The sequence below is a fragment of the Congregibacter sp. genome (assembly GCF_045107095.1).
Lineage (GTDB): Bacteria > Pseudomonadota > Gammaproteobacteria > Pseudomonadales > Halieaceae > Congregibacter.
In genome coordinates, this window is the sequence record NZ_JBGCFU010000138.1 from 1 (window position 1) to 19,797 (window position 19,797).

Below are 19,797 nucleotides of genomic sequence, written 5' to 3' on the forward strand. Positions count from 1 at the left end.
TGGTTATCGGTCGCAGCGAAGTGCCACCGAGCGGTGTCGACAAAACATCCATCGTTGTTTCAAGCCGAAACAAGCCTGGAGCGTTGTTTACGCTGCTAGACCCTTTTCGCCGCCATGGCGTGAGTCTGACGCGCATTGATACCCGTCCGTCACGCACGGAAAAATGGGCCTACGTTTTCTTTATCGAGTTTGAAGGCCACGTACAGGATCCCGCGGTGTTGGAGATTATGCGTGAGCTTGAAGAGCAATCCATCTTGCTCAAGCCCCTAGGTTCTTATCCCCGTGGCGTTCTCTGAGTTTCATCGGTGAGCGATGGAACACAGTACAGCGTCGGGTTTGTCGGGATTGGGCTTATTGGAGGCTCTCTTGCAGGGGCGCTAAAGAATAGCGGCTTCGCATCGTCAGTAAGCGCATGGGATCGAGACGCTGATGCGCTCGAGCAAGCACTTAAGCTGGGTATTATCGATACTGCCTCAGGTAGTGTCGCCGCTCTTATGCAAACGGTAGATATAGCTGTCCTTGCTACGCCAACCATTGCTTGCGAGAGCCTGATTATCGCCATGCTTAACGAGCCGGGGACGGCGCAATGCATCACTGATGTTGCGAGTGTAAAAGGCGATTTGTATCGAAGGGTTGTTGATGCTGCGCCAGCAGGTGCTGCTATTTATGTCCCCGGACACCCCATCGCAGGGTCGGAACGATCTGGTGTTGCGGCCTCGGACGCTGCCTTGTTTGAGCATCATCGCGTTATCCTCACTCCCGACTCGAACACAGACCCTCTAGCCCTTGGGCTGGTGCAAAAAATGTGGGCGGCAGCGGGAGCGACGGTTCAATGCATGGGCGTAGAGGAGCATGACAATGTGCTGGCGGCGACCAGCCATCTGCCGCATGTTCTTGCTTATGCATTAGTGGACGCACTGGCCCAATCGCCCATTCGTGACGATATCTTTCGTTTCGCTGCGGGAGGCTTTCGCGATTTTACGCGCATAGCCTCAAGTGACCCTGTGATGTGGAGAGACATTTCACTGGCCAACAGAGACGCGTTGCTAAGCTCCCTGGATGGCTTTTGTGACCATTTGAATACACTACGCTCGTTCATTGCCGCGCGTGATGGAGAGGCTTTGGAAAATATCTTTCGTTCATCGAAGAGTGCCAGAGATGAGTTCGCCAGAGATCTGGCGATGCGTGACCGCGGTGAGACCTGATAGAGACTATCGGGCCTTCGCGGCGCAGATCCCGGTTTAAAGGAGTAAGTAGAACGTGGAATTCTTGGTAGCACCCGGCGGCAGTATTCACGGCGAGGCTCGTGTTCCCGGCGATAAATCGATATCTCATCGGTCCGTCATGCTCGGTGCTCTGGCTACCGGCGAAACATCCGTTACGGGGTTTTTGCAAGGTGAAGACGCTTTGGCGACGGTGGCAGCTTTTCGCGCCTTGGGCGTTGAGATCGAAGGCCCCAAAAAGGGCGCTTTGCGGATCCAAGGTGTGGGTCTCAAAGGCTTACAACAGGCCTCGAGCCCGCTGGATATGGGGAATTCCGGGACAAGTATGCGCCTGCTTTGCGGGATTCTAGCGGGACAAGCTTTTGCCAGTGAGTTGCTAGGCGACGCATCACTCATGGGGCGACCTATGCAACGCGTGATTACACCGCTTACGCGCATGGGTGCGACGATTGTGTCTGGCGACGGCGGCAGGCCGCCCTTACAGATAGCGGGTACGTCGACCTTACAGGGTATTCATTACGATTTACCCATGGCGAGTGCGCAGGTGAAGTCTTGTGTACTGTTGGCTGGGCTCTTTGCTGAGGGTGAGACGTCTGTAACCGAGCCTGCCCCTACTCGGGACCATACCGAGCGAATGCTCCGCGGCTTTGGCTACGAGCTGGAGTCGCGTGACGGCGTTACCAGTCTTCATGGCGGCGGTGAGTTACGAGGCTGTGAGATCGACGTTCCCTCTGATATTTCTTCGGCGGCGTTTCTGCTTGTCGCGGCAAGCATTGCGCCTGACTCTGAATTGTTGCTCACGCACGTTGGGGTTAACCCCACCCGTACGGGTGTAATCAGTATTCTCCGGCTAATGGGAGCAGATATCACGCTGCAAAACGAGCGGGAGATTGGTGGCGAGCCTGTGGCGGATATTCTTGTGCGTTCAGCACTCCTGAGGGGCATCGATATACCCCGGCACCTGGTGCCCCTGGCTATTGATGAATTCCCGGTACTCTTTATTGCTGCTGCTTGCGCCGAGGGGCGGACCGTTTTGAGAGGAGCGGAAGAGCTTCGTGTCAAAGAAAGTGACCGAATCGCGAGTATGGCCGAAGGCTTGTCGACCCTGGGTGTTCAAAATGAGGTGCTGGATGACGGCATCATTATTGATGGCGGCGCCATGTCTGGAGGCACTATCAGAACTTTTCATGATCACCGTATCGCTATGTCTTTTGCCGTGGCAGCGCTGCGTGCCGAGAGCGAGATCCGGATTCTTGATTGCGACCACGTTGCAACTTCCTTCCCGGATTTTGATGCCTTGACCCGAGGCTTGGGTCTGCAGATAGCGTCTCGAGATACTGGCGAGTGAGCGTGCCGATCATCACCGTGGACGGCCCCGGTGGTGCAGGTAAGGGCACTTTGTCCTACAGTCTGGCCAGCAAATTAGGCTGGAGCATGCTGGACAGTGGCGCGTTGTACCGCGTCACTGCCTTTGCCGTGCTTACCGATAATGTTTCGTTGTCGGATGAATCTGCAATCGCAGAAATCGCGAGTCATCTCGCTTTGGAGTTCGTGCCCGCCGCAGAAGGGCTTACGCAGGTCCTGTTGAACGGACAAGATATTAGTCTGGCAATTCGCAGTGAATCCTGCAGCTCGGCGGCCTCTAAAGTGGCCGCAATGGGTGACGTCCGCGCCGCGCTTCTTCAGCGCCAGCGCCAGATGGCTGTAGCGCCCGGTTTGGTGGCTGACGGCCGTGATATGGGGACAGTGGTATTCCCGGATGCCCCCCTGAAAGTATTCCTCACAGCCAGCGCCGAAGCCCGCGCCGAGCGTCGTTATCGTCAGTTGCTGGCAAAAGGCGAAAGTGTTACCCTCGCGCGCCTTCTCGAGACCATCGAGGAGCGGGACGCACGTGACAGGAATAGAACGGAGTCCCCGCTGGTACCTGCTACTGATGCCTTAGTCATTGATAGTACAGGTGTTTCGGCAGATTCGGTGCTTGACACCGTTCTCCGAGAAGCACGCCTTAGACAGCTGGTTAGTTAGTCTTATTAGCTAACACTCAAGGGCGGTTTTTTTGGAAATTGCCGGTTTTATTTGAAGTTAAAGCTTCGAAGTAAAGGTCTCGTGAATTGTTAGCTTTTGTTGAAACTTGATCCAGCACCGTTTCAGAAAGGCTTTATTTGAACAGGAGTCGTTCCTGCTGGAGGAGCGGCAGGCGCTTAGCGCCAACCCAAAAAACAGGTAACTATGTAATGAGCGAATCCTTCGCTGATCTATTTGAAGAAAGTTTAAAAACAGTCGATATGCAGCCCGGCGCCATCGTCACCGGCGTGGTAATCGATATCGACAATGAGTGGGTCACCGTTCACGCGGGACTCAAGTCTGAGGGTGTTATTCCCCGGGCGCAGTTCATTGATGCGGCGGGCGAATGCAGCCTGAACATCGGTGACGAAGTCCAGGTCGCGCTGGAAACGGTTGAAGACGGTTTTGGTGAAACCAAACTGTCCCGTGAGAAAGCTAAGCGTGCAGAATCCTGGAAAGATCTCGAAGCAGCCTTTGCCGCTGAAGAAGTGGTTAAGGGTGTTATCAATGGCAAGGTCAAAGGTGGCTTTACCGTTGACGTCAATACTATTCGCGCGTTCCTGCCTGGCTCTCTCGTGGACGTACGTCCCGTGCGTGACACCGCGCACCTCGAAGGCAAAGAGCTGGACTTCAAAGTCATCAAGCTCGATCAGAAGCGCAACAACGTTGTCGTTTCTCGCCGTGCGGTAATGGAAGCTGCTAACAGCGTTGAGCGTGATGCTCTGCTTGCAGGCCTCCAGGAAGGTCAGTCCATTAAGGGTGTGGTCAAGAACCTCACCGATTACGGTGCCTTTGTTGATCTGGGCGGAGTTGACGGTCTGCTGCACATCACGGATATGGCGTGGAAGCGCATCAAACATCCTTCAGAGATTGTCGAAGTCGGTCAGGAACTTGACGTTAAAGTTCTCAAGTTTGATCGCGAGCGTAATCGCGTGTCTCTGGGTCTCAAGCAACTGGGCGAAGATCCCTGGGTCGAGATCACAGGTCGCTACCCTGAAGGTAGCCGTGTCATGGCTAAAGTTACCAACCTCACCGATTACGGCTGTTTTGCCGAGATCGAAGAGGGTGTTGAAGGCCTGGTTCACGTATCCGAAATGGATTGGACCAACAAGAACGTACATCCGTCGAAGATTGTTCAGCTGGGTGACGAAGTCGAAGTCATGGTTCTGGATATCGACGAGGAGCGTCGTCGTATTTCTCTGGGCATCAAGCAGTGCCAGCAGAATCCATGGGACGCTTTCGCGTCTGGCGCAAGCAAAGGCGATCGTATCTCTGGCGTGATCAAGTCCATCACCGATTTCGGTATCTTTATTGGCCTCGAGGGCAATATCGACGGACTGGTGCACTTGTCTGATATTAGCTGGAATGAGACTGGCGAAGAAGCGGTTCGGAACTACAAGAAGGGCGATGAGATCGAAACGGTCATCCTTTCTGTTGATCCTGAGCGTGAGCGCATCTCCCTGGGCGTTAAGCAACTCGAAGACGATCCATTCAGCAACTACATTGCCGTTAATGATCGCGGCAGCATCGTCACCGGCGAAGTGATCGAAGTTGATCCTAAGTTTGTGACCGTGAAGCTGGCAGAAGAAGTTGAAGGCATTCTCAAGGTTGCAGACATCAGCCGCGAGCGCATCGAAGACGCGCGCAGCGAGTTCAAGGTTGGCGATTCGGTAGAAGCTAAGATCATTTCTGCTGACCGCAAGAATCGCGGAGTAGCGTTGTCGATTAAAGCGAAGGACTTTGACGATGAGAAGGAGGCTGTTAAGTCTCTGAAAGACGAAGCTGAAGCATCCTCACCGGGTACTATTGGTGACCTGATCAAGGCTCAAATGGGCGGTCAGTGATCTTTGCAAACAAGCTGGTCTTAAAGACTGGCTAAGCTAAGGGCCTTTCGGGGCCCTTTTTTTTGCCTTAATTTGGGTCCATCTTCTTCTTGCGGCGGATGAAGCTTCTTTGGAAGTGTAAATTTTCCATATAAAATAGGCACTTGCGTGAATTTATCGAAGCGTACACAATGCCCCTAACAGTAGTCGCACATGCCATGAGGGGAAACTACATGCCCCACGCTTTAGCTGCGGGCGGTTACACACTGACGATAGGTTGGGGTCGATCCTAATGACAAAAAGCGAACTCATTGAAGCCATTGCGTTGAAGCAAACCCAATTGTCCACAAAAGACGTTGAGCTGGCTGTGAAAACCGTCATCGAGCAGATGTCTAACTCTTTGAGTGGCGGTGGTCGAATTGAGATTCGGGGCTTTGGCAGCTTTTCGCTGCACTACCGGGAGCCTCGCCGGGGGCGGAACCCCAAGACCGGAGACGCAGTGGAGTTGACGGGCAAGTACGTTCCTCACTTTAAACCGGGTAAGGAGCTTAGAGATAGGGTCAATCTCGGACTGCAGGCTGGTCTCTGAGTGGCAATCTAATGGGTTTCGTGCGTAAGCTTTTAGCCTTGATTCTCGCCTTGGCGATGGCCGGGCTTGGTGTGTTGTTCGCCCTGCAAAATGCCGAACCTGTGCCTCTGGATGTTCTCTTTATGATTCTTCCTCCCCGTAGTTTGGCGCTCTGGGTATTGGGCGCACTCGCGCTTGGGGGATTTCTTGGTCTATTGCTGTCATCGTTTGCAGTGCTCCGTTTGCGGGCGAGGCTTATGTCGGCCCGGCGGCAAATTGCTAATACACAATCCGAGGTCGACCGACTCCGCGTGAAGGGTCTCGCCACGCGTGAATGATGCGCTGGTTTTCCTTCTGCTGTTTTCAGCGGTGGCGTGCGGCTGGTGGTTAGGACGCCGGAGCCTTAAAGGAGCAAGTAGTGGCCTTGCGGGACCACCGAGTCAGTATTACCGCGGTCTGAATTACCTTTTAGATGGCCGACCCGATGGCGCGGTGGATCAGTTCATTAGCGCTCTGGAGGTCAATAGCGAGACCCTGGAAACCCATATTGCTTTAGGGAACGTGCTTCGTCGTCGCGGTGAGGTCGATCGAGCTATACGGATTCACCAAAACCTTCTGGCGCGTCCAAACCTTCCGCGATCACAAATGCATATTGCCCATCTGGAGCTAGCCAGAGACTACATTTCTGCAGGTCTTCTGGATCGGGCTGAAACGCTGCTTCTCGACCTAGTGGCGGAGTCCGATGAGCAGCGCGACATCAGTCGTCTGTATCTTGTGGAAATCTATCGTTCGGAGAGCGAGTGGCAGCGAGCGATAGATGAGGCAAGGGCCCTGCTTCCCAGACGCAGCCTGTTGGGTGGTGAGGCTCAGGCCCCCCAGCTTTCGGGACAAGCTATACCTGTACAACTGGCACATTTTTACTGCGAGCTCGCCATAGAAGCCGCCGATGACGGTCGTATTGATGACGCCAGGACATTGTTGCAGGACGCTCTGCGCAGCGACCCCTCCTGCGCGCGGGCATCCCTTGAGCTGGGGCGCTTTGAAGGCGCCGCGGGCAACCACAGACTGGCTATAGATGCGCTCACGCGCGTTGTGGAACAGCATGCCGAGTTTCTGCCGGAGGCTATTCCCGCGTTGAGAGAGTGCTATGCCGCGCTCGGAGAGGAAGAGGCTCTTTCGGGGTACCTCCGCCGCTGTCTGGATGAACATCCCTCTACTCCGCTGATGATCGCGGTGGCGGAAGACATTCGGCGGGACGAAGGAAATGCGGCAGCGCATGGTTTTTTAGCCGATCGTCTCGCTCAAGCCCCATCGCTGAGAGGCTTGCTGCGTTTGATTCGCATCCAGCAGGAAGAGAGCCCGAGCACGCCGGGGGACTCCCTATCAATGTTGGGAGTCCTGTTGGATCGCCTCATCGAAGTGCGCCCCGCCTATCGCTGCGATCACTGCGGTTTCTCTGCTCGTCGCTTGCTTTGGTTTTGCCCGGGCTGCAAGTATTGGGGCACCTTCAGAACTATACGTACCGCAGAAACGGAGTAATTCTATGGTCAATGCGGCATCACCGGTCATCGTGGCTCTGGACTATCCAGAGATGGCTCCGGCACTGGAGCTTGCGTCTGTTTTGGATCCCTCAGCCTGTCGACTCAAAGTCGGTAAAGAGCTGTTTACAGCGTCGGGACCTCTTCTCGTTGAACGGCTACAGGACCTCGGCTTCGAGGTGTTTCTTGATCTCAAATTTCACGATATTCCCAACACCGTCGCGGGTGCCTTGCGCAGCGCAGCGGCGATGGGTGTTTGGATGGTCAATGTCCACGTGAGCGGAGGGCGTCGAATGCTCGAGGCCTCGGTAGAAGCGTTTGCAAGTTTGTCGACACCACCGATGCTTATAGGTGTGACGGTGCTGACTAGCATGGATGCTCAGGACTTTGGCGAGCTTGGCTATGAAGGTTCTCTCGGCGAACAGGTTCTTCGCCTTGCAAACCTGGCGAAAGACTGCGGCCTTCAAGGTGTCGTGTGCTCGGCCAAAGAGGCCACCGTCCTACGTCAAGAACTCGGCTCTACTTTTGCGTTGGTTACTCCCGGTATCCGTCCCGCTGGTGCCACAGCTGATGATCAACGACGAATACTGACTCCCGCTGAAGCGATGGAGGCGGGGGCTAGCTATCTTGTGGTCGGGCGGCCGATCACCCGCGCCGAGGATCCCGCTGCTGCATTAGAAGCGATCAATCGCTCCCTTTAAAAAGTCTCGCTCAGTCAGTTCTGCCCAATGCGACCAATGACGGCGCACAGGGCGAAATCCTTGCTAGTCTCGTTGTTCAATCGGAGTGCAGCACCGCTTCCGATTGATCCATAGCGCCTGCGGTGCCAGGCGAAGCTGCTTCGCTGGGTATTAGATTCACAGGCTCGATTTATCACGCGATGACAAGGAGGTCTCACCGTGAATGACACAAAGACTATTCGTTCGATATTTTCCACCTTTTCCGATGCTTCTCCGCAAAAAAATCTGTGGGCGGTCAATCCATTTCGTACGCTGGCAGCATCGACGGATGCCGGAATCCGCACATGCAAACGGGCGCTTTCCCGTTGCTTATCTCTCCGTCGTGGACTGCCTTTATTGACGGCTGCTGTTATGGCGACACAGCTTTCCCTCTATGGATCGTCCGCGCTTGCGCAGTCAGCGACACCGAATAAGGCTGACACATCGCCGATGGAAGTGGCGGGCGAGATGAGCATGGAATCTGTGAACATCAACAGTGCATCAGCCATCGAACTCTCCAGCCAGCTTAACGGGATTGGTGGAAGCAAAGCTGAGGCTATCGTGCGATACCGGGAGCAGTTTGGACCCTTCGAGTCAGTGGAAGAGCTGTCGGAAGTTACCGGGATAGGCGCCGCGACCGTGGAGCGGAATCGCAAGCTGATACGTATTCGTTAAGCGCGCCGTCCAGAAGGGGGCTACAGCCCCCTTTATTTCTTCGCCCTATACGCGCACCATTCCGCCGCAGTGATTGAGTGGGGAGCGTAGGGCGTGCATTGCCTGGTAACAGGAGCCAACGGATACATCGGACAAGCGTTGTTACCAGCGCTCGCGGAGCGGAAGTATCTGCTGAGTATGCAGTGCCGTTCTGGAGCTGTGTCCGCGTTACAAAGAGCTAACGCGAGCCTCTTCGAATGCGACTTCAGCAGCGATACATGGGAGCTCCCGCTGCAGGATGTGGACGTAGTCGTGCATCTGGCTGGCGTAGCCCATCAGCAGGGTGACATTGCCGTTTATCAGACTGTTAACGTCGATGCTTCTTTGGCCTTGGCCGACAGAGCGATAGCGGCGGGCGTGCGCCGCTTTGTATTCGTGAGCAGTGTCAAAGCAGAGACAGCTGAGTACGACGAAAGTGGTGTCTTGTTGCAAGTGTCAGAAGCCAAAAACCCCTATGCCCAGTCCAAAGCGGTGGCCGAGGAGGGCCTGCGGCAGCGTTTCCAGGGTAGTGACGTGACGCTTGTCGTCCTTCGTCCTGCCCTTGTTTATAGCGAAGGTTCTTTGGGGCACCTACGCTGGCTTCGTCGCTGGGCGAATCTGCATTTACCCACTCCACCTGAGGGCGGGCAGAGAAGCATGATTGCTCTGGCTGATCTTGTTCGCCTGCTGACATTGTTAGTGGAGTTCCCCCTCGACGACAAGCAGACGTTTGTGACTGTGACCGATGGTGAGTCTTACAGCACCCGGAGATTGCACGCGGCACTTTGTACGGCAGTGCAGCGGCAGCCCTGGCTGCCATCACCGCCAGCGTTTGTTTGGCAAGTCCTTGGCCGGATTCTGGATACAGTTCGTGGTGAAGCGCCAGGGCGAACCTGGGATCGTATGACCGGTGACGAGTGTTATGCGTCAAAAGGCTTGGATGTTTTAGGCTTCAGCCCGTCATTGAGCTTTGAATCCAGTTTGGGAGTCGTCGCAGATGCATCTTAGTTTCGGCTTACTGGCGCTGCTTTTGAGCCTAATGTTCACGGCCGTTTATCTTCCCCTGGCGAAGCGTTTGCGATTTTTGGACGCTCCAAACCATCGCAGCGCACACGTGGTGGTGACCCCAAGCTCTGGTGGCTTGGCGATTGTTGCCGCCATCGTCATTAGTCTGCTGGCGTCAGCGGTGTCAGGACAAAATCCTGATCAAGTGTCGTTATCCACGATGTTGTGGCTGATTGTCGCTGTGTGCGCGCTGGGAGCCTGGGATGACCGGCGTCCGGTACCGGTTTATTTACGTCTTTGTGTGTTCCTCTTGTTGTCAGCATTTGCCGTGTTTGCGAATTTAGGTTCTGAGCCCATGCCGTCGTGGATGTGGCCGCTCTTGATTGTTGGTTTCGCGTGGTTGCTTAATCTCTACAACTTCATGGACGGCATTGATGGTCTTGCTGCGCTTCATACGGTACTGGTGGCCGGAGGCATGCTTACAGTGGCCCTTATCACAGGTGCCGAGCGCACGTATCTGGTGTTCTGTGTGATTATCGCCGGTGGTTATGCCGGTTTTCTCGTGTTCAACTGGCCACCGGCCAAGCTGTTTATGGGGGACGCCGGGAGCCTCAGTGCCGGGATGCTCATAGGTTGGCTAGGGTTGTTGGCCTGGCAGGATGCGCATTTACCGATTATCGCGTGGGTGCTGCTCATGAGTCCCTTTTTGTTGGACACCGGCGTCACCCTCATGGAACGGGTTATACGAAGGGAGCACTTAACCGAAGCACACAGTGGGCACTGCTACCAGCGCCTCGCGCGGCATTGGGATAGCCATAAACGGGTTGATTTCGCCTTATTGCTTTTGCATCTATGTTGGCTTCTGCCCCTGGCGATCTTATCCGCTTTCAGGGCCTTGCCAGAATGGACGTTGTTAGTCCTAGGATTATTCCCGCAACTCTTACTCATAGCGAAATTGCGCCGTTTGAAGTAACATTCAAATCTTAAGTCGGCATTAAATACAGCGTTCTCAATTACAAGCTGACAGGCGCATAACCAGCGCGGAGTGAAATAAAACGATTGAATAAACCAGCCCAAAATCTGGTGGAGAGAGTGCGCGCAGTAGTGGACATTCCTGTCCAACTCATTCTCCGCATCGTAGAAGTGCCTCGCAACGTCAAGCAGGCCATGGTCCTTGGAGTGGACATGGGCTTTGTTGCCCTGTCACTCATTGTCGCTTTCGGTTACCCCTTTGCCTCTTTTTCCCAGCCACCCGGCAGCGTAGAACTTTTCTGTGCTGCATTGACTATGCTTGCCAGCGCCGTTGTCTTTCTGCGTATGGGTCTTTATCGAGCGATTATCCGCTTCATGGGACAGCAGGCGATCTGGACAATTATTCAGGCTGTCAGTTATTCCACGCTCGCCCTCGGCGCGGCAATATTTTTCACTCAGGCCGATGTGCCAAGGTCGATGCCTTTTGTGTATTGGGCGATGGCGATGTTCACTATCGGCGGGTCGCGCTTAATCGTCCGTGCGGGTTATCAGGCGCGACTTCGCTCCAGTGGCAAAAATGTCCTGATTTACGGTGCAGGTGAGTCTGGTCGCCAATTGCTGACGGCGCTGCACCATGGTGATCAGTACCGCGTTGTGGCGTTTGTAGATGACGACCCTCGAGCACAGCACGCTGTTATTAATGGTTTGCAGGTCGCGTGGCCTCGCGATCTTGAACGCCTGATAGAGCAACATGCGATTACCCAGGTTCTCTTGGCGATACCATCTGCATCCGCGGAGCGGCGGCGAGAGATTATCAACTCTCTGGTTGGTCTGCCTGTGCACGTACGTACCGTACCCAAGATCAATGAACTGGTGGGTGGCGCAGCGATGGTCAGCCAGATTCAGGACATTGATCTTGATGACCTTCTCGGTCGTGATCCCGTACCTCCTCATCCTGAGCTTATTGACCGCTGCATTACCGGCAAAGTAGTGATGGTTACCGGCGCTGGCGGCTCGATCGGTGCTGAGCTATGCCGTCAGATTCTGGAGGCAGGCCCTAAGCAGATCGTTCTTCTAGATAATTCCGAGTACGCCCTCTATCGTATCGAGCGCGAGCTCAAGGACTTGCAGACGGGTTTGCAGATACATGTCGATACGGTTTGTCTGCTGGGATCGGTTCGAGATCAGCGACGCATGGAAACGATTTTCAGGACCTTTGGGGTTCAGACCGTTTACCACGCTGCGGCGTACAAGCACGTGCCCATGGTGGAACATAACGTCGCTGAAGGTGTTGCGAATAACGTCTTTGGAACCTGGCATGCGGCTGAGGCGGCGCGCCTCGCGCAAGTCGAGACTTTCGTGCTTATTTCTACTGATAAAGCCGTACGTCCGACCAACATAATGGGCGCATCAAAGCGTTTTGCTGAATTGATCTTGCAGGGGCTTGCGGGTGAAGAGAGCTCCACGCGATTTTGTATGGTCCGCTTCGGGAACGTGCTCGGGTCTTCGGGCTCCGTTGTACCTTTGTTTCGCGAGCAAATTGAATCTGGCGGCCCGGTTACGGTGACCCACCCAGAGGTTTCCCGCTACTTTATGAGTATCCAGGAGGCAGCACACCTTGTGCTGCAGGCTAGCGCCATGGGCACCGGCGGAGATGTGTTTGTGCTCGATATGGGAGAACCCGTTCGCATAGTCGACCTCGCCAAACGCATGATCCGTCTAAGCGGTCATGAGGTGGGATCCGGGCGTGACAAGTTAGACGCGGTAGACATCGAATTCATCGGTTTACGACCCGGCGAAAAGCTCCACGAAGAACTACTCCTCGGCTCATCGGTGAGCGGTACCGGCCATCCTATGATCATGCGCGCGGAAGAAGAATGCCTGTCTCACGGGCAGGTCGGTGTAGCTCTTAAGGAGTTGATGTTGCGCTGCGAAGATATGGATTGCCAGGGAATCACCGAGGTGCTTCGCGAGGCGGTCAGCGGCTTTGCCAGCCACGAGATTCGCCACGATCACATTTGGGTCAAACAAGGCCGCGCCGGCAAGCGTCGTGCATCTGCCACCGACAGCGAAGTCGCCAACGTCGAAAAGCTATTCCCGGACTCAGCGCTCGACCTTTAACGTCTTTACGCTCCCCGCCTGTGACGCATCGGCGCGGGGCAGCGTCACCAACGCAGCTTTCTCTGTCTCGACCCTTCTTACAACTCACGGCATACTGACGCGATGAAAAGCTTTGATGTATTTAATGGTGATGCCGATGGCATCTGCGCGCTCCTGCAGTTACGTCAGGCTATGCCTAGGGAGGCAGAGCTCGTCACGGGGGTAAAACGCGATATTCAGCTGCTTGAAGTACTTGACCCGACCGTAGCCGAGAGGGTGACGGTGCTTGATGTCTCACTGGATAAGAATCGTGAACCGCTGGAGGCGTTACTGGCCGCAGGGACCCACGTGTTCTATTGCGACCATCACTTTGCCGGCGAGATTCCCAAGCACCCGAATCTGGAAGCTTTGATTAACACTGCGCCCGACGTGTGCACGAGTCTTCTTGTGAATGGCCATTTACGCGGTGCCTATGCCCACTGGGCGGTGGTCGGTGCTTTTGGCGACAATCTGGATGATAGTGCCAAAGCTGTGGCGAAGACCTTGGATTTGGATGCTGAGACCGTCGAGCTCTACAAACGCTTGGGTACCTACGTTAATTACAATGGCTATGGCGCAGCTCTGAATGATCTACATTTTCATCCTGCGGAGCTCTACCAGTTAATGCGTGCCTACGCCGAGCCCCGTTTGTTCGTTAGCGATGCTATTTCGAGTTTTGAGAAGCTCGAGCAGGGCTATGAAGGGGACATGGGTAGCGCGACGTCGCTGTCGCCCGAGTGGGAAAATGACGCCGCCGCTCTGTTCATGCTCCCCGATGCGCCCTGGGCCCGCAGGGTTAGCGGTGTTTATGGCAACGCTCTTGCCAATGCTACGCCAGCGCGTGCCCACGCCGTACTGACTCAAAAGGCAAATGGTGGATACTTGGTGAGCGTGCGAGCTCCTTTGAGTGACAAGCGAGACGCCGATACCTTGTGTCGACAATTCGAAACCGGAGGCGGTCGTGCGGCCGCGGCAGGAATTAACGAGCTGCCAGCCGATCAGCTTGCTGCATTTATCGACGCCTTTTCAGCGATTTACCCCTAGCTTTTATGGATTGGGACGACTTAAAGATTCTCCTCGCGCTATCTCGAAAGCGTTCCGCACGCGGTGCTGCGCAGCTTCTGGGCGTCAGTAACTCCACGGTGACTCGTCGCTTAGACGATTTTGAGCGTGACCTGGGGTCGAGGTTGTTCGACCGTACTCCCGAGGGGTACCGGATGACGCAGACGGCAGAGAACCTTCTGCCAACCGCCGAGCATGTTGAAGAGCTCATGCTGACAGCCGAGCGTCAGGTCACGGGCACGGATCAGGAGTTGGAAGGAACGATTCGGTTGACCTTGCCTCCGGCGAGCGGCTTTAACGTGCTCATGCCGCGCCTAGCCCAATTCGCCGCGGATTATCCCGGTATTGATCTAGAGGTCATCAGTAGTCCGGATGCCCTGGATTTGGGTCGACGGGAGGCCGATATCGCAATCCGTATTTTTTTGACCGGTTCGTCGCCCCCTGAAAACCTGATCGGTCGGAAAATCTCCGGGATGACCGCGTCTGCCTATGTCCACCGTGATCTCCTCAATCCTGATGACCCTGAAGATGTGAGTCATCTCACTTGGATAGGTCTACATGGCAATAACTACGATGATTCTTGGAAAAAACTCTGTAAAAACGGGCACTTACCAGTTCGTCACGCAGTCTCGGCGATTACTCTGCAAGTAGAAGCGGTGCGCTCCAAGATGGGTATGATGTTTGCTGCTTGTGCCATGTTCAGAGATCACCCTGAAGTTGTCAGGGTGCCCGGGGAAGACGTACATCACTATCTCGATCTATGGGTGCTGACGCATAAAGATTTGCGCTTGTCAGCGCGCATGCGGATTCTGAGAGAGATTCTGGCGGAAGAGCTTTCACAGCTTCGTCCCTACTTTGATAGCTGTTGTGACGAAGAAGAGGGTGTTGCAAAAATGCAGCAAGCGTAGTCAATACCGGATATCGCGCTTCATTTATGCAGCGCCTATAGTGGGTCTCAACATTCAGGAAGGAGATCCACCATGAAGAAAGTCCTCGTTTCAAGCATCGGAATCATTCTCGCCACAGGCGCAGTATCAGCTTTCGCCGGCAAGCAAGATCGTGAAAACCTTGCCCAGTGCAAGGCGGACATTGAGTCTTACTACGGTGATAGTACTCGCACTCGACTGCGCAGCATCAAGCGTAGCTCCGGCGAAACCCATCTGCGTCTGATGGTTAACCCCAAGGATGGCGAGAACACGGTTATCGTTTGCTCCGTGAGCAGTGATGGCGCTAGCAGCCTCGCGACCGGCGACGGCGTCGCACTCTCTCCGTCAGAATCCGAGCAGAAGGTCAGCTTAGTTCAATAAGTCTTGCGGGCCGGCGGGGATTCGCCGGCCCTTAAACCCCGCGGCGGTACTCATGGTGCAACCGCATTGTCCCGGAACCTCAGGTTCCGGGTTTTTTTTGCCTGTTCAGTCCTCTACGTCATCCACATCCAGCTGGCCACTCAGCCTGCGCCGGATATGCGACCAGGACATGCCGGCCGCCAATAGCAGCGAGACTAGCAGTAGAGCGAGCCAGGTAAGGGCGCCCGTGGCATCAGTGGAGAGTAAGCCAAGGTCAATAAACAGCCAGATCATGCATCCGAAGAGCGCCGCTCCAAGAGCAATTCCCAGCCATCCCAAGGAATTGAATGTGGCACGGAGATAAACCAGCCAAGCGATGAGTAGCGCAACGCCTACCAGGGCCGGGAGGGGACCGAAACTGAAGTTTTCTGATAAGAGCCAGCCCACATAAGAAAAAGCGGTCGGGTTGTACGTGCCGAAAACCAGCGCTACGGCAAACAACCACCGGACCAGGAAGCTATCGAGTCCAAAAGACTTTGCCATGCTTATTTCTCCGTCATTCTCTTTAGTTATCTAACGCAGTTTTACTGCTGCACTCACGTTGAAACGTAAAGCTAGAGCAAAGTGTGCAGCTACGCAATCGCTGAGCATTTCAGGGTGCCGGAATAGGGTAGATCTGATGTATCTCCTCTATTTTGCGTAATAGATCTTTGTCGAGCTTTAGGTCGACGCTGGCAATGTTTGTCCGCAGCTGCTCCATGGTGGTCGCACCGATGATATTACTGCTTGTGAACTGCCGGCTGTTTACGAACGCGAGGGCCATTTGAGCGGGATCTAATCCGGCGTCGCGAGCGAGGGCGACGTATGCGTCTGTGGCCGCCTCCGACTGCGGATTGTTGTAGCGGCTGAAGCGTTCAAAGCGGGTGAGTCGTGCGCCGGCGGGGCGAGCGCCACCGGCGTACTTGCCCGATAACATACCGAAGGCCAAGGGCGAGTAAGCTAGGAGGCCTGCTTTTTCTCTTATGGTCATTTCCGCCAATCCCACTTCAAAGCTGCGATTGAGGAGGTTGTAAGGGTTTTGAATTGATTGCACTCGAGGAAGATCTTTTTCGCGGGCGACCCGCAGATACTCCATAAGTCCCCAAGGGGTCTCGTTCGATATACCAATCGCGCGCACCTTGCCTGCCTTGACCAGCTCTCCCAGAGCAGACAGCGTCTCTTCGATAGCAATCCCGTCGTCATCTCTGTGTCGGTAACCCAGTTGGCCGAAGAAGTTTGTGATTCGCTCGGGCCAATGCACTTGATAGAGATCTACGTAGTCCGTTTGAAGACGCTGTAACGAGGAGTCGATGGCCGCGTGGATCTGTTCCCGAGAGAGTCTTGGTCCCTCTCGTAGGTGATCAAAGTCACCACCGGGCAAGCTTCGTCCTGCAACTTTTGTAGCCAACACGATGTCATCACGCTTGCCGCGTTTATGCAGCCACTGGCCGATGATGCGCTCCGTTTCTCCCTGAGTCTCGGGGCGAGGGGGTACCGGATACATTTCTGCGGCATCAAAAAAATTCACGCCCTGGCTTACAGCGTAATCCATTTGCTCGGCAGCCTCTTCGTAGGTGTTTTGCTCGCCGAAGGTCATCGTCCCGAGGCAAATGAGGCTGATATCAATGTCGCTGTTACCGAGTTTTCTGTATTCCATAGCGCTCTGGTTTTGTCCTTTGCTAGTTATATTTTTGGGGATTGGTCATCGATGGATTATCAGTTTGCCAGCGTTGTACTTCGATAACACCTATCGGGTCCTGGTGGATGACAATATCCGCGCCAGGAAACTGTTCCAAGATGGCGACCTCAACTTCATCAGAAATGTGATGGGCTTCGATTAAAGAGATATCACTATCCATTTCGAGGTGAAGCTGAATGATGGCTGTGCGCCCCGATTGTCGCGTTCTCAAGTCATGGAGGCCTTTCACCGAAGCGTTGGCGAGCGCGATCGCCGAAATCTGCTGTCGTTGGTGTTCAGGGAGTTCTCGGTCCAGTAGTTCATTCAAAGCCTGGCGCAGTATCTCGCGCGTCGATATCAGTAGGTAAAGGGCTATAAGGAGGGCGAAGACCGGATCTGCCTGTATCACGCCCTGGCTAGCCAGTAGCAATGCCAGGAGGGTCGCTGCATTGCTTAGGAGGTCTGCGCGATAATGAACAGAATCTGCATGGATAGCTGTTGAGCCCGTGCGACGGACAACATAAACCTGAAACATGACTAAAAGCGAGGTCGCGACCATCGCCAATAGCATGACGGCCACGCCAGCTGTTACGGCTGGCATTGGCACGGGCTCAAACAAGCGGTGCAGCGCCTCGTGGATCAAAAAGGCACTGGTAGCCACAATAAAAGCAGCCTGAATCAAGGCCGCGAGAGACTCGGCCTTGCCATGACCAAAGCGGTGGTTGTTATCCGCGGGGGTAAGAGCGTAGCGGACGGCAAAAAAATTGATCAGCGATGCAACTGAATCCATGAGCGAGTCCATAAGGGATGCCAGGATACTCACTGCTCCGGTACTCAAGTACGCGAAGAGCTTTACGATAATCAACAGGCATGCAGTCAACACGGAGGCAAGCGTTGCCAAGCGCATGAGCCTCGCGGCTTGCGCTTCCTGATGGTCTGTTTCGCCAGGTTTGGATTTAGCAGGTCCCAAAGTTGGTCCTAAGCATTGGTCATTAACTGCACGAGGGTTTAAGTCCGCGCCCCAAATGCGTAAAGTCGCATCCTCAAATCAGGTAACGATTCTATCACCATGTCTTTCTTTCCCTTGGCAACCACTGCACGTTTGTGTGTTGGTGTCATCTCGGTCCAAAGCTTTCTAGGTGCGATTAGCCTGAGTCTGGCAGAGGCGGCGGAGCTTGAGGAAGTAAAGGTCGTGGGCCGCAGAGATACGTTGATATCGACCCTCGGTTCAGTCACCACAGATGTTATAGCTTTCGATGAGCAGGTGTCCCTGAATCGAACAGTGGGAGACTGGATTGAGCAACTACCGGGAGTGAGTTTAAACGGCCAGGGTGGTTTGTTTCAGGCCTACAGTATTCGGGGATTTAGCCGTTGGAGAGTTCGTACCGAGCTAAACGGTGTTCCCATTATCACGGACCGTCGCGCAGGTAACTCAGCGTCGTTTGCTCCTCCCGATCTCATTGCGCAGGTGTCGGTCGATAAGTCCGCTTCTTCTACCTTGTACGGGTCCGGCGCGATGGGCGGCGTCGTGAGCCTCGATTCACGGATTCCCGATGGTAGATCCCTAAAGTTTGAGGGAGCTGATAATGGAGAGCAGTTTTCCTTGACTGCTCTCTCAGGGAGCGGTGATGGCTTATCTGCGGGCCTGAGCATCAGACGGGCGGATGACGCTGATGGCCCCAATGGAGACACGCTGAACACAGCCTTTGAGCAAGTGGCGGCAACCCTCTCAGGCGCTTACGCTCTTGGTGAGTTAGATTTGTCCTACAGTTGGTTGGGTAGTGCGGGGCGAGATATCGGCAAAAGTAATGCTTTGTTTCCCGAGCGCCGAGTGAGCAGTTATCCCGACGATAATCATTCCGTTACCCAATTAGAGTTGCGTTCGGGAGGGGACTGGTTTCTGCGAGGCTACCACCACTATCAAGATTGGGCAGCAGACGTTGAGCGGGTTAGGGAGCGGCGAAATCTTACCAGCTACCGGTCTCACACCCTCGGAGGTCTGTTTCAGGCAAACACCGCAATTCTTGCTGGTACAGGCAGTGTGGGGCTTGAGTGGGTCGGCCGACGCGGGGTGTCCATCAGAGATGAGGAATACAGTCCTGATGGAAGTTTAATTGTTGCGCAGGAACTGGTGGATGGTGACGAGGATACCCTTGCCGCCTTTGCCGATCAGCAATGGAAGGTGGGTGATGTCAGCGTAAGCGGAGGACTGCGATATGACCGGATCGAACAGTCCACCGATGCGCGCAAGAACTCTGATGGACAATGGTCGGGTAGTGCGGCTCTGGATTACAGTTTTGCTGAGGGCTGGTCACTTCGCGGCGAGCTTGCATCGGGCTTTCGTTTTCCCGGCCTGAGTGAGCGCTATTTCAATGGTACGACCCCCCGAGGAGAGGTCTTGGGTAACCCTGACCTTAAAGCTGAAACACGGCGCAGCGGAGAGATAGATTTAAGGTTTACGCCTCTGTCTTCTTCTTTCGGTGGTGGGGTTTCTGTGTATTACAGCGATCTTGAGGATTATATCGAGCGCTACCCCGTAGGACCCGAGCTTGTGTCCTATCGCAATCTGGATGGTGCAAGTATCCAGGGGATCGAGCTGGATGTAGGATTTCAAACGGGTCCGGTTAATCACCGACTGAGTTATCAGTGGCAAGAGGGTGAAGACGATCAAGGTAACACCCTGGCTGACCTTAATCCCCCGGCGCTGCGCTATTTTTTTGCGTGGGAGCGCGAGCAAAGGGGCTTCTACAGTGACCTTAGTTTTCGTGACTCAAGAGAAGAATTTGGCGCGGATGAAGTACCCCTGGATTCTGCCTGGATTTGGAATGCGCGCTTCTCTCAGCGTGTAGCAAATAGCTGGCGCGCCGAACTATTTCTCAGCAACATTCTGGACGAGGAGTACCGCTCCACAGCGGACGACGTTGCGCCCTTGCAGCCGGGAAGAACCGTGGGGATACGTTTAGAGTGGCGTGATAGCTGATAGCTGAT

At 54.7% G+C, this 19,797-nt stretch carries 20 protein-coding genes; 17 read left to right on the top strand and 3 right to left on the bottom strand.

The features are described from left to right. From AB8B76_RS15850 to AB8B76_RS15925, 16 genes are all read left to right on the top strand, one after another. Positions 1-296: prephenate dehydratase (locus tag AB8B76_RS15850; RefSeq protein WP_405273858.1), on the top strand; the 296-nt coding region annotated here is incomplete at its 5' end. A 9-nt stretch (positions 297-305) separates the two neighbouring features. Next, a complete protein-coding gene (locus AB8B76_RS15855; protein ID WP_405273860.1) occupies positions 306-1,205 on the top strand; it encodes a prephenate dehydrogenase in 900 nt (299 codons plus the stop codon). A gap of 55 nt (positions 1,206-1,260) precedes the next feature. After that, positions 1,261-2,571: a 3-phosphoshikimate 1-carboxyvinyltransferase gene (aroA, locus tag AB8B76_RS15860; RefSeq protein ID WP_405273861.1), complete on the top strand. Its 1,311-nt coding sequence runs from the start codon at positions 1,261-1,263 to the stop codon at positions 2,569-2,571. Next, the gene (cmk, locus tag AB8B76_RS15865; RefSeq protein ID WP_405273862.1) at positions 2,568-3,248 is read left to right on the top strand and encodes a (d)CMP kinase; all 681 of its coding nucleotides are present in this window, start codon (positions 2,568-2,570) and stop codon (positions 3,246-3,248) included. Before aroA ends, cmk begins: the two co-directional genes overlap by 4 nt. A gap of 209 nt (positions 3,249-3,457) precedes the next feature. Then, positions 3,458-5,131 (top strand): 30S ribosomal protein S1, encoded by a 1,674-nt coding sequence (gene rpsA / locus AB8B76_RS15870; RefSeq protein ID WP_405273863.1) that lies wholly within the window; start codon positions 3,458-3,460, stop codon positions 5,129-5,131. A 271-nt stretch (positions 5,132-5,402) separates the two neighbouring features. Then, complete coding sequence (ihfB, locus tag AB8B76_RS15875) at positions 5,403-5,699, top strand: integration host factor subunit beta (RefSeq protein ID WP_405273864.1); 297 nt, start codon at positions 5,403-5,405, stop codon at positions 5,697-5,699. Between the two features lie 11 nt (positions 5,700-5,710). Then, the gene (locus AB8B76_RS15880; protein WP_405273865.1) at positions 5,711-6,016 is read left to right on the top strand and encodes a lipopolysaccharide assembly protein LapA domain-containing protein; all 306 of its coding nucleotides are present in this window, start codon (positions 5,711-5,713) and stop codon (positions 6,014-6,016) included. Continuing rightward, the gene (lapB, locus tag AB8B76_RS15885) at positions 6,009-7,217 is read left to right on the top strand and encodes a lipopolysaccharide assembly protein LapB (RefSeq protein ID WP_405273866.1); all 1,209 of its coding nucleotides are present in this window, start codon (positions 6,009-6,011) and stop codon (positions 7,215-7,217) included. The genes AB8B76_RS15880 and lapB overlap by 8 nt, the downstream gene beginning before the upstream one ends. Before the next feature lie 4 nt (positions 7,218-7,221). Continuing rightward, positions 7,222-7,917: an orotidine-5'-phosphate decarboxylase gene (pyrF, locus tag AB8B76_RS15890; RefSeq protein ID WP_405273867.1), complete on the top strand. Its 696-nt coding sequence runs from the start codon at positions 7,222-7,224 to the stop codon at positions 7,915-7,917. Between the two features lie 198 nt (positions 7,918-8,115). Continuing rightward, the gene (locus AB8B76_RS15895) at positions 8,116-8,610 is read left to right on the top strand and encodes a ComEA family DNA-binding protein (RefSeq protein WP_405273868.1); all 495 of its coding nucleotides are present in this window, start codon (positions 8,116-8,118) and stop codon (positions 8,608-8,610) included. 93 nt (positions 8,611-8,703) lie between these two features. Beyond that, complete coding sequence (locus tag AB8B76_RS15900; protein WP_405273869.1) at positions 8,704-9,636, top strand: NAD-dependent epimerase/dehydratase family protein; 933 nt, start codon at positions 8,704-8,706, stop codon at positions 9,634-9,636. After that, positions 9,626-10,606, top strand: coding sequence for an MraY family glycosyltransferase (locus AB8B76_RS15905; RefSeq protein WP_405273871.1), 981 nt, complete (start codon positions 9,626-9,628; stop codon positions 10,604-10,606). The genes AB8B76_RS15900 and AB8B76_RS15905 overlap by 11 nt, the downstream gene beginning before the upstream one ends. 86 nt (positions 10,607-10,692) lie before the next feature. After that, positions 10,693-12,726 (top strand): polysaccharide biosynthesis protein, encoded by a 2,034-nt coding sequence (locus AB8B76_RS15910; RefSeq protein WP_405273872.1) that lies wholly within the window; start codon positions 10,693-10,695, stop codon positions 12,724-12,726. A 102-nt stretch (positions 12,727-12,828) separates the two neighbouring features. Continuing rightward, complete coding sequence (locus tag AB8B76_RS15915; protein ID WP_405273873.1) at positions 12,829-13,788, top strand: DHH family phosphoesterase; 960 nt, start codon at positions 12,829-12,831, stop codon at positions 13,786-13,788. A gap of 5 nt (positions 13,789-13,793) precedes the next feature. After that, the gene (locus AB8B76_RS15920) at positions 13,794-14,714 is read left to right on the top strand and encodes a LysR family transcriptional regulator (protein ID WP_405273874.1); all 921 of its coding nucleotides are present in this window, start codon (positions 13,794-13,796) and stop codon (positions 14,712-14,714) included. 72 nt (positions 14,715-14,786) lie between these two features. Further along, positions 14,787-15,113, top strand: a complete 327-nt coding sequence (locus AB8B76_RS15925; RefSeq protein ID WP_405273875.1) for a hypothetical protein — start codon at positions 14,787-14,789, stop codon at positions 15,111-15,113. A gap of 105 nt (positions 15,114-15,218) precedes the next feature. On the opposite strand, the gene AB8B76_RS15930 is transcribed toward AB8B76_RS15925, so the two are convergent. The 3 genes from AB8B76_RS15930 to AB8B76_RS15940 all read right to left on the bottom strand — a co-directional run bounded on the left by AB8B76_RS15930 (position 15,219) and on the right by AB8B76_RS15940 (position 17,779). Next, on the bottom strand, positions 15,219-15,635 hold the full coding sequence (locus AB8B76_RS15930; RefSeq protein ID WP_405273876.1) for a DUF6524 family protein: 417 nt from the start codon (positions 15,633-15,635) through the stop codon (positions 15,219-15,221). Between the two features lie 109 nt (positions 15,636-15,744). After that, positions 15,745-16,788: an NADP(H)-dependent aldo-keto reductase gene (locus AB8B76_RS15935; protein WP_405273877.1), complete on the bottom strand. Its 1,044-nt coding sequence runs from the start codon at positions 16,786-16,788 to the stop codon at positions 15,745-15,747. Between the two features lie 22 nt (positions 16,789-16,810). Continuing rightward, positions 16,811-17,779, bottom strand: a complete 969-nt coding sequence (locus AB8B76_RS15940) for a cation diffusion facilitator family transporter (RefSeq protein WP_405273878.1) — start codon at positions 17,777-17,779, stop codon at positions 16,811-16,813. Between the two features lie 99 nt (positions 17,780-17,878). On the opposite strand from AB8B76_RS15940, the gene AB8B76_RS15945 reads away from it, so the two are divergent. After that, positions 17,879-19,789, top strand: coding sequence for a TonB-dependent receptor plug domain-containing protein (locus AB8B76_RS15945; protein WP_405273879.1), 1,911 nt, complete (start codon positions 17,879-17,881; stop codon positions 19,787-19,789). Positions 19,790-19,797 lie beyond the last annotated feature (8 nt).